At 37.7% G+C, this 17,407-nt stretch carries 14 protein-coding genes; all 14 read right to left on the bottom strand.

The window, feature by feature from the left end; translation table 11 throughout:
* Positions 1-15: 15 nt before the first annotated feature.
* Positions 16-486 carry a ribosome maturation factor RimP gene (gene rimP / locus ACFWDE_RS10545; protein ID WP_002146103.1) on the bottom strand — a complete coding sequence of 157 codons (471 nt, stop codon included), beginning with the start codon at positions 484-486 and terminating at the stop codon, positions 16-18.
* Positions 487-819: 333 nt separating this feature from the next.
* Positions 820-5,121 carry a PolC-type DNA polymerase III gene (locus ACFWDE_RS10540; protein ID WP_377892092.1) on the bottom strand — a complete coding sequence of 1,434 codons (4,302 nt, stop codon included), beginning with the start codon at positions 5,119-5,121 and terminating at the stop codon, positions 820-822.
* Between the two features lie 124 nt (positions 5,122-5,245).
* Positions 5,246-6,946: a proline--tRNA ligase gene (locus ACFWDE_RS10535; protein WP_377892089.1), complete on the bottom strand. Its 1,701-nt coding sequence runs from the start codon at positions 6,944-6,946 to the stop codon at positions 5,246-5,248.
* Positions 6,947-7,055: 109 nt separating this feature from the next.
* Positions 7,056-8,312, bottom strand: a complete 1,257-nt coding sequence (rseP, locus tag ACFWDE_RS10530) for an RIP metalloprotease RseP (protein WP_002146100.1) — start codon at positions 8,310-8,312, stop codon at positions 7,056-7,058.
* A gap of 17 nt (positions 8,313-8,329) precedes the next feature.
* Positions 8,330-9,472 carry a 1-deoxy-D-xylulose-5-phosphate reductoisomerase gene (gene dxr, locus ACFWDE_RS10525; protein WP_002014547.1) on the bottom strand — a complete coding sequence of 381 codons (1,143 nt, stop codon included), beginning with the start codon at positions 9,470-9,472 and terminating at the stop codon, positions 8,330-8,332.
* Between the two features lie 23 nt (positions 9,473-9,495).
* Complete coding sequence (gene cdsA / locus ACFWDE_RS10520; protein WP_377892084.1) at positions 9,496-10,287, bottom strand: phosphatidate cytidylyltransferase; 792 nt, start codon at positions 10,285-10,287, stop codon at positions 9,496-9,498.
* Between the two features lie 17 nt (positions 10,288-10,304).
* Complete coding sequence (locus ACFWDE_RS10515; RefSeq protein WP_377892082.1) at positions 10,305-11,081, bottom strand: undecaprenyl pyrophosphate synthase; 777 nt, start codon at positions 11,079-11,081, stop codon at positions 10,305-10,307.
* An 85-nt stretch (positions 11,082-11,166) separates the two neighbouring features.
* Positions 11,167-11,724 carry a ribosome recycling factor gene (gene frr / locus ACFWDE_RS10510; RefSeq protein ID WP_000531506.1) on the bottom strand — a complete coding sequence of 186 codons (558 nt, stop codon included), beginning with the start codon at positions 11,722-11,724 and terminating at the stop codon, positions 11,167-11,169.
* Between the two features lie 3 nt (positions 11,725-11,727).
* Positions 11,728-12,450: a UMP kinase gene (pyrH, locus tag ACFWDE_RS10505; RefSeq protein WP_002146098.1), complete on the bottom strand. Its 723-nt coding sequence runs from the start codon at positions 12,448-12,450 to the stop codon at positions 11,728-11,730.
* A gap of 66 nt (positions 12,451-12,516) precedes the next feature.
* On the bottom strand, positions 12,517-13,404 hold the full coding sequence (gene tsf, locus ACFWDE_RS10500; protein ID WP_002088177.1) for a translation elongation factor Ts: 888 nt from the start codon (positions 13,402-13,404) through the stop codon (positions 12,517-12,519).
* A 103-nt stretch (positions 13,405-13,507) separates the two neighbouring features.
* Complete coding sequence (gene rpsB / locus ACFWDE_RS10495) at positions 13,508-14,209, bottom strand: 30S ribosomal protein S2 (protein WP_002088178.1); 702 nt, start codon at positions 14,207-14,209, stop codon at positions 13,508-13,510.
* Positions 14,210-14,561: 352 nt separating this feature from the next.
* Complete coding sequence (gene codY, locus ACFWDE_RS10490; protein ID WP_002014541.1) at positions 14,562-15,341, bottom strand: GTP-sensing pleiotropic transcriptional regulator CodY; 780 nt, start codon at positions 15,339-15,341, stop codon at positions 14,562-14,564.
* Positions 15,342-15,418: 77 nt separating this feature from the next.
* Positions 15,419-16,810 carry an ATP-dependent protease ATPase subunit HslU gene (gene hslU / locus ACFWDE_RS10485; protein ID WP_002111373.1) on the bottom strand — a complete coding sequence of 464 codons (1,392 nt, stop codon included), beginning with the start codon at positions 16,808-16,810 and terminating at the stop codon, positions 15,419-15,421.
* Positions 16,811-16,832: 22 nt separating this feature from the next.
* Positions 16,833-17,375 (bottom strand): ATP-dependent protease proteolytic subunit HslV, encoded by a 543-nt coding sequence (gene hslV / locus ACFWDE_RS10480; RefSeq protein WP_002014538.1) that lies wholly within the window; start codon positions 17,373-17,375, stop codon positions 16,833-16,835.
* Between the last annotated feature and the right edge of the window lie 32 nt (positions 17,376-17,407).

Raw genomic sequence — 17,407 nt, 5'->3', positions numbered from 1 at the left:
AGATCCCCCTTCTTACTAAAACGTAACAGCAAGTCGCGCATTTGCAACTTTATCCATTGGAATTTGGATTTCTTTTTTACGTGTTTTAATTGTTAATAGTAGTGTAATTGTAGTACCGTCGTAGGAAAGTAGCTTTCCTTCAAACATCTTCTCACCATCAATCGGCTTATATGTTTTAATTGCCACTTGTTTTCCTACCGCTTGCTGGAAGTCTTTCTCTTTCTTTAATGGGCGTTCCGCTCCAGGAGATGATACATCCAAAAAGTAAAGATGAGGAATTGGATCCTCTTTATCTAAAGCTTCGCTTAAACGTTCACTTACCGCACCGCATTCTTCAATTTCGACTCCCTTTTCAGAATCAATGAATACGCGTAAGAACCAGTCTTGTCCTTCTTGCACATACTCTACATCTACAAGTTCAAGATTTAACTCTTCAACGATTGGCTGCGCAAATGCTTCTACAATTTCTGTGACTTTCTTATCCATAAACAGCCTCCTTCCTGCCGCCATGTACCATTTACAAGAAAAGATCCCGTTCATAAAGACGGTCTATCTTATTCTTTCTCGTTAGCTAACAAAAGCCCCTGCCGTTAAGCAGGGAATATCTGTCTTAGTATTACCAAATTTAAGAAGTAAAACTTGTAACAAAATATGTATATACGACAGAAATATCATTACTATCTACATAAGCAAAATGTAGATAGTAACACGAAAGAGTGGGTTTCCCCACTCTCTTTTTCACAAAATATACATGACATGGTTATCTCGGTTTATAGTATACCATAGCAAATGTTGATTTGCAAAGATTTTTCCTACCTATTAGAACAGTGACAATTGGTTTTGATCCGGTAAATCTCCTAGACAACCTTGACCATCTAAATACTCAATAATCGTTTTAGAAACCTTACTGCGCTGCTGTAAGTCTTCTTTTGATAAGAAATCACCATTTTTACGAGCTTCAACAATACTGAAAGCTGCGTTTGTACCAAGACCAGGAACTGCATTAAATGGAGGAATTAAAGTATCCCCATCAATTATAAATTCGGTTGCATGCGAGCGGTATAAATCAACCTTTTGGAATGAATAACCACGCTCACACATTTCAAGTGTCATTTCCAGTACCGTTAATAAACTCTTCTCTTTCGGTGCTGCATCCAATCCTTTTTGTGCAATTTCATCAATTTTTACACGTATGGATGCTGAACCTTTCGCCATCGCCTCTACATCAAAGTCATCTGCACGAACTGTAAAATATGCCGCATAGAATAAAAGTGCGAAATGTACTTTAAAGTATGCAATACGTACAGCCATAAGTACGTAAGCAGCCGCATGGGCTTTAGGGAACATGTACTTAATCTTCTTACATGAATCAATATACCAACCTGGTACATTGTTATTTCTCATTTCCTCTTCCCATTCTTCTGGTACACCTTTACCTTTACGTACCGACTCCATGATTTTGAAGGCTAATGATGGATCCAAGCCTTGATAAATTAAATATACCATGATGTCATCACGACAACCGATAACTTCACTCAGTGTACACGTACCGTTATAAATTAATTCATTCGCATTACCTAACCATACATCTGTACCATGGGATAGTCCAGAAATTTGGACAAGCTCTGAAAACGTCGTTGGTTTCGTTTCTTCTAACATTTGTCTTACGAATTTCGTACCAAACTCTGGTATACCAAGTGTACCTGTTTTACAGTTAATTTGTTCTTCCGTTACCCCTAAAGATTCTGGACCAGAGAAAATTTTCATTACTTCTGGATCATCCGTTGGGATTGTTTTCGGGTCAATACCACTTAAATCTTGAAGCATACGAATAACAGTCGGATCATCGTGTCCTAATATATCAAGTTTCAATAAATTATCATGAATTGAGTGGAAGTCAAAGTGCGTTGTTCTCCACTCAGCACCTATTGAATCAGCCGGAAACTGAATTGGTGAAAAGTCAAAAATATCCATGTAATCTGGTACAACGATAATACCACCTGGATGCTGTCCGGTCGTACGCTTTACACCTGTACATCCCGCAACTAAGCGATCAATCTCTGCATTTCGAATTGTTAAGTTATGATCATTAGCATAACCTTTCACATACCCATAAGCGGTTTTTTCCGCAACCGTACCAATTGTTCCTGCGCGGTATACATAATCTTCACCGAACAGTAATTTCGTATAGTTATGGGCGCGTGGTTGGTATTCTCCGGAGAAATTCAAATCGATATCCGGTACCTTATCCCCTTTAAATCCAAGGAACGTTTCGAAAGGAATGTCATGCCCATCTTTCACATATGGAACATTACATGTTGGGCATTCTTTATCTGGTAAATCAAAACCAGAACCTACAGAACCGTCATTAAAGAACTCTGATTGTTTACACTTTGGACATACATAGTGCGGTGGTAATGGGTTTACTTCTGTAATTTCCATCATCGTTGCAACAAATGATGAACCTACCGATCCACGCGAACCTACTAGATAACCGTCCACTAACGATTTTTTCACAAGCTTATGTGAAATTAAATAAATAACGGCGAATCCATGTCCAATAATACTTTTCAATTCTTTTTCCAAACGAGCTTCTACAATTTCCGGTAGTTCATCTCCATAGATACTTCTTGCCATTATATAGCTCATATCACGTGTTTCATCATCAGCACCTTCAATTTTCGGTGTGTATAAATCATCTTTTACTGGATGAACATCACCAATTAATGATGCGATTTTGTGTGTATTTGTCACAACAATTTCTTTTGCTTTGTCTTCACCTAAGAATGAAAAACAATCTAGCATTTCATTTGTTGTACGGAAATGTACAGGCGGTAATGAATGGCGATTTAACGGATTAGCTCCGCCCTGCGAACTGACTAAAATTTTTCGATATATCGCGTCCTCTGGATCTAAATAATGCACATTCCCAGTAGCAACAACTGGCTTATCTAACGTCTCACCTAGTTTTACTAGGTTAGAAATTATTGTTTTTAACTGTCCTTCATCTCGAACGAGTTCACGTTCTACTAAATGACGTAACACTTCTGGAGGCATGACCTCAATATAATCGTAGAACTGCGCAATTTCTTCTACTTCTTCAGGCGCTTTTTGCATCATAGCTTCAAACACTTCACCTTTGTCACAAGCTGTTCCTACTATAATGCCTTCACGATATTTTTTTAATAGTGATCGTGGTACACGTGGTACACGATAAAAGTAATTCAAGTGAGAATATGAAACAAGTTTATATAAATTTTTCAACCCAACATCTGATGTGGCAAGTAATGTCATATGACTTGGACGCCCACGTTTATATGCATCCCCTTGTCCCATACTATCGTTTAGTTGATCGTGATATTCAAGTCCCTTTTCAATTACATCTTTTAACATCTTCACAAGTAAATATCCCGTTGCTTCTGTATCATAAATCGCACGGTGATGTTGCGTTAATTCAATATCAAGCTTTTTACACATCGTATTTAATCGATGATTTTTCATTTCCGGGAATAAGAACCGTGCAAGTTCTAACGTATCAAGAACTGGATTTTTCGTTTTTTCTATCCCAGCCTTTTTAAAACCTACGTTAATAAAGCCCATATCGAAGCTTGCGTTATGAGCAACAAGTGTATGGTCACCCATCCATTCCTCAAACTTTTTAAACACTTCGTCCACTTCTGGTGCATCAGTTAACATATCATCTGTAATACCTGTTAATTCAATAATCGTCGCCGATAATGGTTGATGAGGATTTGCGAAAGATTCAAAGCGATCAATAATTTCTCCACCTTTTACCTTTACAGCAGCTAACTCAATGACTGTATCATATACAGCAGATAACCCTGTTGTCTCAACGTCAAAGACAACATATGTTTCTTCTGCAAGTAGACGATGCGCTTCGTTATATGCTATCGGCACACCATCATTAACTAAATTTGCTTCTACACCATATAGAACTTTAACTCCAGCCTTTTTACCAGCAGAATATGCTTCTGGGAACGACTGTGCAACAGCATGGTCTGTAACTGCAATAGCCTCATGCCCCCATTTTCCGGCTTGGGCAACGAGCTTAGAAACAGAAGTAACAGCATCCATTTGACTCATTGGAGTATGAAGATGAAGTTCTACTCTTTTTTCCCCTTCTTTTGCTTTATCTTTACGAGAAGGTCCCGTTATTTCATTTATATCATTTGCGATCATAACTAAATCACGCACGAATGTATCATTTTGAACTGAACCACGCGCTTTTACCCAAGTTCCTTTTTTCAAGGATTGTAACATCGGGATATCTTCTTTATCACGTGAGAACATCTTAATCATAATAGAGTCCGTATAGTCAGTTATCTTTAAAGTTAATAATGTACGTCCACTACGAAGTTCTTTCGTCTCTACATGGAAAACATACCCTTGAACGGTTTTTCTTCTTTCTTCATCTTGAATTTCACGCAGCGGCGTAATCTCTTCATCTGGCTTAATAAGATAACCAAGTACAACTGGTCCTTCATGAACAACATCACTTTCTTCAGCTTGCCTTTTAGCCATCTCTTCCATAGCCTGTATAACTCGTTGACGATCTTCTTCCTGTGTTTGCTCACGAAACTTTTGCATTTCTTCTGCATTTTGCTTTATATGTGTGTCTAACTGAAAACGCGGGAATCCAAAAGCTTCGTATTGATCACCTACTGGTTTCGCAACGTTTTTCTTTAAAGTAGTAGATTCCAGCTCATTATTCACATTTAATAGCAACTTCACGCCATTAACCTGCGGAAGTTGCTTCTTTAAGTACGCGAACATAGGTGAAAATGTAATTCGTTCTGTACAAAGCGGCCAATATGCCTTCACTTCTTCTTCTGTAAATTGTTTATTCTCTGCTTCTAATGCAAATGTTGTTCTTGCAATATGAGAAAATGATTGCTTAAGCTTTGTTTCTAGCAACTCATATAATTCTGTCGGCAAAATACGTGGCACTTGTAAGTCAAAATGCCAACTTTTATTCACTTTATCAATAACTAGCTTTTCAATTCCACCGCCATGTAAATATTGATTTATAAGGTCTTCTGGTATTTGCAACTGTTGGAGCAAAATTTGAAATCGCTCTTGTTGTTCATTTGTTAATGACATAAGCACTCTCCTTCCATTTGCTATTATAAATTGAAACGTACTACAAAGAAAGATTTCTTCCTTCTTCTTTTACAAAATACGTTTACAAAGAAAGAGAAGGTACCTCATTACGAGGTACCTCTTCTTATTTTAAAATATTAGCAATATATGTTTGAAGTTCTTCTACTTTCACTTCTTCAGACTCGCCTGTAGCACGTACTTTCACTTCTACAATACCTTCATCTGCTTTTTTACCAACTGTAACACGAACTGGAAGACCGAATAAATCTGCATCTGCAAATTTAACACCTGCACGTTCTGCACGATCATCTAGTAATACTTCGTATCCTTGCTCTTGTAATGAGTTGTAGATATTTCCACCCATTTCACGTTGTGCATCAGATTTCATATTTACTGGAATTACATGCACATGGAACGGTGCAACAGCTTTTGGCCAAACTAAACCATTCTCATCATTAAACTGCTCTGCAATTGCTGCCACTGTACGAGATACACCGATACCGTAACAACCCATAATAAGTGGTTTTGTTTTTCCGTTTTCATCTAGGAACGTTGCGTTCATTGCTTCACTATAACGAGTTCCTAATTTGAATACATGACCTACTTCAATTCCACGTGCGAAAAGAATTGTTCCATTTCCATCTGGAGATTGGTCTCCTTCTTGGATGAAGCGTAAATCTGTATATTGACTTACTTTAAAATCACGTTCTGGATTTACATTTACATAATGGAATCCTTCTTCGTTCGCCCCTGAACATCCATTGACAATTGATGCTACAGCATGGTCAGCGATAATTTCGATATCCCCTGTAACACCAATCGGTCCTAAAGAACCCACTTCACAGTTTAATAACTCTTTTATGTCTTCATGTGAAGCAAGCTCAACGACTGAAGCGCCGTATACATTCTTCACTTTTACATCGTTGACTTCATGATCGCCACGAACAAGTACTACTACTAATTTCTCATCTACTTTAAACACCATAGATTTAATGCATTTTTCCGCTGCAATATTTAAGAATGTAGATACTTCTTCAATAGCTTTTTGATCTGGAGTTGCTACTTTTTCAAGTACTTTTTCGGCTTCATCACTCTTCGTATACGTAGCAACAACAGGAGCCATTTCAATATTTGCCGCATAATCAGATGTATTAGAATACGCAATTGTATCTTCACCTACATCAGATAACACCATAAATTCGTGTGTATCTTTTCCGCCCATTGCTCCAGAATCAGCGATAACTGCACGGAAATTCAAACCACAACGAGCAAAGATATTAGAATACGCTTTGTATAAACTGCTATATACTTCATCCAAACTTTCTTGTGTTGCATGGAAAGAATACGCATCTTTCATTAAAAATTCTCTTCCGCGTAATAAACCGAAACGTGGTCTTTGCTCATCACGGAATTTTGTTTGAATTTGATATAATGTTAATGGTAGTTTTTTGTATGATTTAATTTCATCACGTACAAGATCTGTAATTACTTCCTCATGAGTTGCCCCTAGCGCAAACTCGCGTGCATTACGATCTTTCATACGCATTAATTCTGATCCGTAAGAATACCAACGGCCTGATTCTTGCCATAATTCAGAAGCTTGCATAGCTGGCATTAATAGTTCTACTGCCCCTGCGCGCTCCATTTCTTCACGAACAATACGTTCTACTTTGTGTAACACTTTTAAACCAAATGGTAGAAAACTATAAATACCAGAAGCATTTTGACGCATAAACCCTGCGCGAAGTAATAATTGATGACTCTTAATTTCAGCATCTGCTGGAACTTCACGTAATGTAGGACTGAATACCATACTTTGTTTCATTTATTCGCACCTCTTCATTTTACTCTTACACGCAATAAAATCCCTCACCTCGAGTTAGGTGAGGGATTTTATTCTACGAGCTCTATTTCATTATAAACTTCTTCTTATTTTACAAGAAAAACTTACGGATGTCATTCCATGTTACAACTAACATAAGCAACATTAATAATGCAAACCCAATAAAGTGAACCATTCCTTCTTTTTGACGATCAATTGGTTTTCCTCGTAACGCTTCAATTAAGAAGAAGAACAAACGTCCACCGTCTAAAGCTGGGACTGGTAATAAATTAAATAAACCAAGGTTAATACTTAAAACTGCCGCTAAACTTAGTACACGCGTAAATCCATAATCTACAACTTGATCTGTTAGATTATAAATTCCTACTGGACCTGACAACTCATTAATAGAAAATTGACCCGTTACTAATTTCACAAGAGAATCAAAAATTAGTTTCGTCCATTCGTATGTTTGTTCAAATCCTGATTTAATAGAACCCATCACTGTTTTCTCTACAGGAGAATAAACACCAATTCTACCAACTTCGTCTTTTCCTTCTTTATCAAGCGTTGGTGTTACTTTCACATTAAATTGCTCACTATCACGCTTTACATGTAACGTAATTTCTTTATTTGGGTTTTCACGTACAATCGTTACAACATCTTTCCATGTACTAGTGTTCTTCCCATTGATTGCTTGAATTGTATCGTTTTCTTTTAATCCAGCTTGTTCTGCAGCACTATTCCCCATTACTTTTCCGACCATCGGTTTATCAACAGGAACTCCTTGTATAAATCCAAGAATCACAAAAATAACAAATGCTAGAATAAAGTTCATTGCAGGACCTGCAAAGATTGTTAGAGCGCGTTGGCCCAATTTTTTAGAGCCAAATTGTCTATTGTACGGAGCGATTTGAATTTCTTCTCCCGCAGAAATGATACGAGCTTTTTCATTCACTCGGAATGTTTGCAGCTCTTCCTCGTACTCTTCATAACCCGAAATTGTAAGATTATGCTCTAAATCAGCTTGTTCGACTTCAATGACACGAACATTTGGATATTTTTCATGTCCGTCAAAAACTAATTTCACAACTTCTTCTTTTTCATTTAATACAAGCCCAACCTTTTTTCCAGGTTTTAACTCAACTGTGTCCGCATCCTCGCCAGCCATTCTTACATAGCCACCAAGGGGCAGTAATCGAATCGTATACACCGTTTCATTCTTTTCAAATGAGAATATTTTCGGACCAAAACCAATCGCAAACTCGCGGCACAAAATACCTGCTCTTTTTGCGAAATATAGATGCCCTAGCTCATGGAAAAATACGAGTGCACCGAAAATTAATATAAAGGCAATCGCTGTATTCAATTCCATAACCACCTTTGCTAAATTTGTTCCATCACAAACCGTCTTGTGGCTGCGTCAATTTCCTGAATTTCCTCTAAGCTCGGACGTGCAATGACAGTGTGATGGTGCATTGCTTTTTCAATGAGGTCTTCCACTGTTAAGAAACCAATTCTCTTTTGTAAAAAAGCTTCAACAGCTACTTCATTTGCCGCGTTCATTACAGCCGGCATACTTCCACCTGTCTTTCCAGCTTCATACGCAAAACGTAGACAACGGAAACGCTCTTGATTCATTTTCTCAAAATGCAATGTTCCCATTTCCCATAAATTTAACTGTTTCGTGTCCGAAAGAGGTAATCTATCAGGATATGTAAGCGCGTATTGAATCGGTACTCGCATATCAGGTGAGCCAAGCTGTGCCATTACACTACGATCTTCAAATTCAACCATAGAATGAATAATACTTTCTTTATGTAGAACAACATCGATTTGCTCATAAGGGATACCAAAAAGCCAGTGTGCTTCAATTACTTCTAGCCCCTTATTCATCATTGTAGCAGAATCAATTGTAATTTTCGAACCCATTGACCAGTTTGGATGACGAAGTGCATCTTCTACGGTCACTTGATGCAATTCATCTCTCGTTTTATCACGAAAACTTCCGCCTGAAGCAGTTATAATTAAGCGAGAGATTCTTTTTTCATTTTCACCATTCAAGCATTGAAAAATAGCTGAATGTTCACTGTCTACTGGAAGTAACGATACATTATGTTTTCGTGCTGCTTCCATTACAAGATGCCCTGCAGTTACTAACGTTTCTTTATTTGCAATTCCAATTGTTTTTTTCGCCTCAATTGCGCGGAGTGTCGGTAACAACCCTACGCTACCTACAACAGCATTCACTACAATTTCTGTATCTGGGTGCAGCGCTACTTCTAATAAGCCTTCGCTACCATATACTACTTTTGTATTACCAGAAACAGCTTGTAATTTTAAAACATCTTCCTCTCTTTGCACAGAGACAATTTGCGGAGAAAATTCTTGAATTACCTTTACTGCATAATCAACATTTTTCCCTACAGAAAAAGCAACGAGACGGAATTGGTCTGGGTGCGAGCGTAACACATCTAATGTTTGTGTACCGATTGATCCGCTTGCACCTAGTAAACTAATGTTTTTCATGACTCCAACCCCTCGTTCATTTATTAATTGTATTGTAATAAGAAGTATAGAATTGGTAACACAAATAACCAACTATCTGTTCGATCTAAAATACCACCATGTCCAGGTAAGATTGTACCGGAATCCTTTACACCATAATGGCGTTTAAAGGCAGATTGCACTAAATCACCAATTTGTCCAAAAATAGAAATGATAATCGTCAGAACGATTAAAATTCCTACATTCGCTTCAACTGGGAAGAACATGTTATAAACAAGTGCAACAACAATTCCACAAACAATACCGCCTAATGAACCTTCAATCGTTTTATTCGGACTAATTTCTGGCCACAATTTTCTTTTTCCAAATGCTTTTCCTATGAAATAGGCACCTGAATCAGTTGCCCATATGATAAATAGTGCACAGAACACATATTTGATTCCTAATATTCTCGTTTCATTTAAATATAAGAATCCCATTCCAACATATGTCGTTGCCATAAGTAAAAATGAAGCATTGTCAAAAGTAAATGTATTCTTAGAAAGGACTGTATATGATAAAAGTAATAAAACAATCACAAATGTGATTTCTAATTTACCTAATCCAATCCACGTAAACAGTTCTGATGCACTACTCGGAATTAAAATAGTCCACAATAATACTGCAGCTAAAACTGTTGGTACCGAAATAAGCGTAAGCTTGTTCATACGAATTAATTCATATAAACCTATAGAAGCAAGTGCATACACTAAAACTGTAAAAGGCACGCCACCGTAAATTACGATGGGAATGAATAGCGCGGCAGCAATCACTCCAGTAATAATTCTCTGTTTCACTACCAAACCCTCTCTTTCTACACGCCTCCGAATCTGCGCCCTCTATGTTGAAAGTCTGTAATCGCATTTAGCAAATGTTCCTCGGTAAAATCTGGCCAATACACATCTGTAAACCAAAATTCCGAATAAGCAATTTGCCATAACATGAAATTACTAATACGTAGCTCTCCGCTTGTACGGATTAACAGCTCTGGATCAGGTAAAGAACTCGTCATTAAGTAAGAAGAAATCATTTTTTCACTTATTTCTTCCGAACGAATTTTTCCTTCCTCACTATCTTTCATCATATGTTGCACAGCAGAAACGATTTCATCTCGACTCCCATAGTTTAACGCGAAATTAAGAATTAATCCCGTATTCTCTTTCGTATCTTCCATGGCTTTTTCCATCGCTCTGCGCGTATGCGTAGGAAGACGATCTTTTTGCCCTATTACTCGGACTTGTACATTTTCTTCAATCAACTCTGGTAAAAATGCACCTAAAAATTCTTCTGGAAGCTTCATCAAATAATCAACTTCTTTTTTCGGTCTTTTCCAGTTCTCAGTCGAAAAAGCATAAAGAGTTAATACTTTCACATCAAGCTTACTTGCAAATTTTGTGATTTTCTTCACAACTTGCATACCTTCATGATGACCAGCAATGCGAGGCATGGCTCTTCTCTTTGCCCATCTTCCATTACCATCCATAATAATAGCAATATGTTCTGGGATATATCCTTTTTTCACTTTTTCAATGAGATGATCAAACGATGTGACCTTTTTACTTTTAAAAAAAGGAAACTTTTTAAACATCATTCATACCCTCCAACAAGCAGACGTATGCCTAAAAGTGTAAAAAGACCCCCTTAAGAAGAGGGTCATATTTGCGAAATTATCGCTATTACACTTCCATAATTTCTTTTTCTTTATTTTTTGCGATTTCGTCAACTTTTGCAATATATTTATCTGTTTCTTTTTGGATATCTTCAGTATATCCTCTTAAATCATCTTCTGTAATGTCGCCAGCTTTTTCAAGCTTCTTAAGGTCATCATTACTGTCACGACGTACGTTACGAACAGCAACTTTTGCTTCCTCAGCATATTTTTTCACAACTTTTACAAGATCACGACGACGCTCTTCTGTTAATGCAGGGAATGCAATACGAATTACAGTTCCATCATTAGAAGGGTTTAAGCCTAAATCTGCTTTTAAAATTGCTTTTTCAATATCACCGATAGAAGTTTTATCATAAGGTTGAATTACAAGCAAACGTGCTTCTGGAACTGTAATGTTCGCTAATTGCACAACTGGTGTTGGTGCACCATAGTAATCAACTTGTACCTTATCTAATACAGACGAGCTTGCACGACCAGCGCGAACTGTTGCTAATTCACGAGAATAAGCAGCAACTGCTTTTTCCATTTTTTCATTTGAAGACTTCAATACTTGTTGTCCCATAATTTATTTCCCCCTTACAACTGTTCCAATATTTTCGCCTAAAACGGCACGTTTAATGTTACCTTTTTCCATAACCGAGAATACAATTAATGGAATATCATTATCCATACATAAAGAAGAAGCTGTAGAATCCATTACACCTAAACCTGCTTTTAATACATCTAAGTAAGTAAGTGTTTCGTATTTCGTAGCTGTTGGGTCAATAGATGGATCTGCACTATATACGCCATCCACATTATTTTTCGCCATTAAAATAACGTCCGCTTCGATTTCAGCTGCACGTAATGCTGCTGTTGTATCTGTAGAGAAGTATGGGTTACCAGTACCTGCAGCAAAGATAACAACACGTTTTTTCTCTAAGTGACGAATTGCTTTACGACGAATGTAAGGCTCTGCCACTTGACGCATCTCAATTGAAGTTTGTACGCGAGTTTGAATTCCAATATTCTCTAAGCTATCTTGAAGAGCTAATGAATTCATAACTGTTGCTAACATGCCCATGTAATCTGCTCCTGCACGATCCATGCCCATTTCGCTTCCAATTTTCCCACGCCAAATGTTACCGCCACCAACAACAACAGCAACCTCTACATCAAGTTCTGCAATTTCTTTCACTTGTTCCGCAACTGACTTAATAACAGCTGGGTTAATTCCAAATCCTTGCTCGCCAGCTAAAGCTTCTCCGCTTAGCTTTAAAACGACACGATCATATTTCGGTTTACTCATAATGAACCTCCAATTGCTTACATCTTTATTTTAAAAAAGGGAACACAATGTGTTCCCTAATCTGTATTAGTTGTTACCTTTTACTTGGTTCATTACTTCTTCAGCAAAGTTGTCTTCGCGTTTTTCGATACCTTCACCAACAGCGTAGCGAACGAATCCTTTTAATGTTCCGCCTTTAGACTCAACGAATTGACGAACTTTCATATCAGGGTTCTTAACGAATGTTTGGTCAAGTAAGCAAATCTCTTCAAAGAATTTGCCAAGACGGCCTTCTACCATTTTCGCAACGATTTTTTCAGGCTTGCCTTCGTTTAAAGCTTGTTGTGTTAATACTTGACGCTCATGCTCAACTTCTTCAGCTGTTACAGCATCGCGGTCGATGTATTTAGGGTTAACTGCTGCGATGTGCATTGCTACATCTTTAGCAGCTGCTTCATCAGTAGAACCTTCAAGAACTGTTAATACACCAATACGTCCACCCATGTGTAGGTAAGCGCCGAATGCATCAGCATCAGTTTTTGATACGATTTCGAAACGACGAAGTGTAAGTTTTTCACCAATTTTAGCGATTGCTTCGTTGATGTGCTCTTCTACTGTTTTGCCGCCTTCGATTGTTTGAGCCATAGCTTCTTCAACGTTAGCAGGTTTGTTAGCTAATAAGTGAGCAGCTAATTCTTTAATTAACGCTTGGAAACCTTCGTTTTTCGCAACGAAATCAGTCTCAGAGTTTAATTCTAAGATTAAACCTTCGTTACCGTTTGTTTCGATGAAAGTTAAACCTTCAGCAGCGATGCGGTCTGCTTTTTTAGCAGCTTTCGCAATACCTTTTTCACGTAAGAAGTCAATTGCTTTCTCCATGTCGCCATTAGTTTCAGTTAAAGCTTTTTTGCAGTCCATCATACCTGCGCCAGTTTTTTCGCGAAGTTCTTTTACCATTTGTGCAGTGATTGCCATATTTTTCATCCTCCTAAAATATGTATTTATACCTTTTGTAAAGGTGTTTATACCTTAAAAAAGGTGATAAAAGGCCGAACCCCTTATCACCTTTCCAAATTTGTTACGCAGTAACAGTTTCTTCACCTTGTTTTGTTTCAAGGATCGCGTCTGCCATTTTAGATGTAAGAAGTTTTACAGCACGAATTGCATCATCGTTTGCTGGAATAACGTGATCGATTTCGTCCGGATCACAGTTTGTATCAACGATACCGATGATTGGAATGTGTAATTTGCGTGCTTCAGCAACTGCAATACGCTCTTTACGAGGGTCTACTATGAATAATGCACTTGGAAGACCTTTCATATCTTTAATACCGCCTAAGAATTTCTCAAGACGCTCTAACTCTTTTTTAAGTTGAACAACTTCTTTCTTAGGAAGTACTTCGAAAGTACCATCTTCTTGCATTCTTTCGATATCTTTAAGACGCTTGATACGCTTTTGGATTGTTTGGAAGTTTGTTAAAGTTCCACCTAACCAACGTTGGTTAACGAAATACATACCAGCACGAGTTGCTTCTTCTTTAATAGCTTCTTGTGCTTGTTTTTTAGTACCTACGAATAAAATGTCTCCACCTTCAGCAGCGATGTCACGCATCGTTCTGTAAGCTTCCTCAACTTTTTTCACAGTTTTTTGTAAGTCGATGATGTAGATACCGTTACGCTCTGTGAAGATGTAACGCTTCATTTTTGGGTTCCAACGACGAGTTTGATGTCCGAAATGAACACCAGCTTCAAGCAATTGTTTCATAGAAATTACTGACATAATTTAGTTCCTCCTAAATGGTTTTTGATATCCTCCGTTTACTTCACCTCTAAGCGAAACTACGAACGTAGCACCAACACTTAAATCAGTAAACGTGTGTACTTTGTACTGACACCACTGCTTACTATATCATACTGAAATATTACAATCAAGTCGAAAATGCGAACAATGTAAAACTTTCTTTTTTTCACGCTCAAATTCTAGTATTACCAACCTTCAATTCCTTTAAGCAAGGAATTGAAGGTTAATTAATAGTTTTCTAATGAACGTTGTCATGACGCCTTACGTAAGCAAAATCATTCTCTTAAAAAAACAAAAAACTCTCCTCAACCGAGGAGAGTTTTTTTATAAATTAGTTTGTTTTCAATTTAGCAAGTTCCTGTAGAAACTTGTCGTTTAGCACTTTAATGTATGTTCCTTTCATACCTAAAGAGCGAGACTCAATAACACCAGCACTTTCTAATTTACGTAGTGCATTTACGATTACAGAACGAGTAATCCCTACACGATCAGCAATTTTACTTGCAACAAGTAAACCTTCTGTTCCGTTTAATTCTTCGAAGATATGCTCGATTGCTTCTAACTCACTGTAAGATAATGAGCTAATCGCCATTTGAACAACAGCTTTACTACGTGCTTCTTCTTCGATTTCTTCTGCTTTTTCACGTAAGATTTCCATACCTACAACAGTTGAGCTGTATTCAGCAAGAATTAAATCATCGTCTAAGAACTCTTGACCAAGACGAGCTAATACTAGTGTACCTAGACGCTCACCGCCACCAACGATTGGTACGATTGTAGTTAAACCTTGACCGAATAATTCTCTATTTTCTACTGGGAATGCTGTGTAGTCACTATCCACACCTAAATTTGAAGATGTTTCTGTAACATTGAATAAGCTTTGCGTATACTCTTCTGGGAATTGACGCTCTGCAAGCATGTGCTTCATACGTTCGTTCTCGATTTGTTGGTGAATCGCATATCCTAATAATTTACCGCGACGACTTACAACGAACACGTTCGCTTCAATTACTTCACACATTGTGTCAGACATCTCTCTAAAGTTTACAGGCTTTCCTGCTGCGCTCTGTAATAACGCATTTAATTTTCTCGTTTTTGCTAATAATTCCATTTCAAAATTTCCTCCTACATGTTACTTACATATTTTTTCATCACTTGGAAACTAGGGCGAGTCACCTGATGACACTATTACAAAATAAACTGGCTCACATCTTTATTTTTAGCTATTGTCGCTAATTTTTCCTCAACATATTGAGGTGTTATCGTTATTTTCTCTAACGTAATTTCAGATGCCTCAAACGATAAATCTTCAAGGAGCTTCTCCATAACAGTATGAAGTCTTCTCGCTCCAATATTATCTGTATCTTGATTAACTTGATAAGCAATCTCAGCAATCTTACGAATAGCTTCGTCTGAAAATTCAATTTCTATACCTTCAGTCGCTAATAACGCCATGTACTGTTTAATTAGCGCATTGTCAGGTTCGATTAATATTTTAACAAAATCATCCGCCGATAACTTTGTTAATTCTACTCGAATCGGAAATCTCCCTTGCAATTCCGGAATTAAATCCGACGGTTTAGACATATGGAACGCTCCAGCTGCAACAAATAAAATATAATCCGTTTTTACTGATCCGTATTTTGTTGCTACATTCGATCCTTCTACAATCGGTAAAATGTCACGTTGCACACCTTCACGCGATACATCTACGCTATTCGACTGCTTACCAGCAATTTTGTCAATTTCATCGATAAAAATAATCCCGAGCTGTTCAGCACGATAAACAGCCTCTTGTGTAACTTCATCCATATCAATTAAGCGCTGTGCCTCTTCATTTGTCAAGAGTTTTCTTGCTTCTTTTACAGAAAGTTTACGTTTTTTCGTTTTTTTCGGCATGATACTTCCTAGTGCATCTTGGAAATTCATTCCCATTTGCTCCATGCCAGTTCCTTGCAACATATCAAACATAGAAGACTGTTGTTCCGTCACTTCGATCGATATCACTTCATCTTCAAGAAGGCCTGCCGCAAGCTTTCTTTCCACATCTTGACGTTTCTTTTCGATTTCATCATCTTCCTCTACATCAGATGTTTGGTTTGAATTTTGATTACCACCAAAAAGCATTTCTAATGGATTTTTAAATCCAGATTGTTTCTCCGGACTCGGCACTAAAATTTCAACAAGACGTTGATTCGCTTGCTCTTCTGCTTTATCTTGAACTTTAACTACCATTTCCTCTTTCACAATGCGAACAGATGTTTCAACAAGATCGCGGACCATCGACTCTACATCTCGACCCACATATCCAACTTCTGTAAATTTCGTCGCTTCAACCTTAATAAAAGGTGCTCCAACGAGTTTCGCCATTCGCCGTGCTACCTCTGTTTTACCAACACCTGTCGGTCCAATCATTAAAATATTTTTAGGTGCAATTTCATCACGTAAATTTTCAACTAATTTACTGCGACGGTATCGATTTCGTAGAGCTACAGCAACCGCTTTCTTTGCATCTTTTTGACCGATGATGTATTGATCTAATTTTTCCACAATTTGACGCGGAGTAAAATGTAAATGCATATAAAATGCCTCCCTTACGATTCTACAATTCTTCAACAATTATGTTATGGTTCGTATAAACACAAATATCGCCTGCAATTTCTAAACTGGCCTTCGCAATTTGTTTCGCTGTTAAATGTTCACTTGCATGTTGCTTTAAAGCACGACCAGCAGCAAGTGCATAATGTCCGCCTGAACCAATTGCTAAAATACCATCATCTGGTTCAATCACTTCTCCTGTACCTGAAACAAGGAGCATCGTTGTTTTATCCATGACAATGAGCATTGCTTCTAGCTGACGTAGCATTTTATCACCACGCCATTGTTTCGCCATCTCAACTGCAGCGCGCTGCAAGTTGCCATTATACTCTTCTAACTTCCCTTCAAACATTTCAAAAAGAGTAAATGCATCAGCAACTGATCCTGCAAAACCAGCTAAAACTTTCCCTTGGAAAAGTTTGCGAACTTTGCGAGCTGTATGTTTCATTACAACAGCATTCCCCATCGTTACCTGACCATCTCCAGCCATTGCACATTCTCCATTATGATGAACTGCAAATATCGTTGTAGCGTGGAAATTTCCCATAGAAAAAACTCCTTTATATGTTTTTATAGCCT

The sequence above is a fragment of the Bacillus sp. NPDC060175 genome (assembly GCF_042728695.1).
Classification (GTDB): domain Bacteria; phylum Bacillota; class Bacilli; order Bacillales; family Bacillaceae_G; genus Bacillus_A.
The sequence above is the reverse complement of the archived record's forward strand: the minus strand, read 5'-3'. Positions and strand labels throughout refer to the sequence as shown.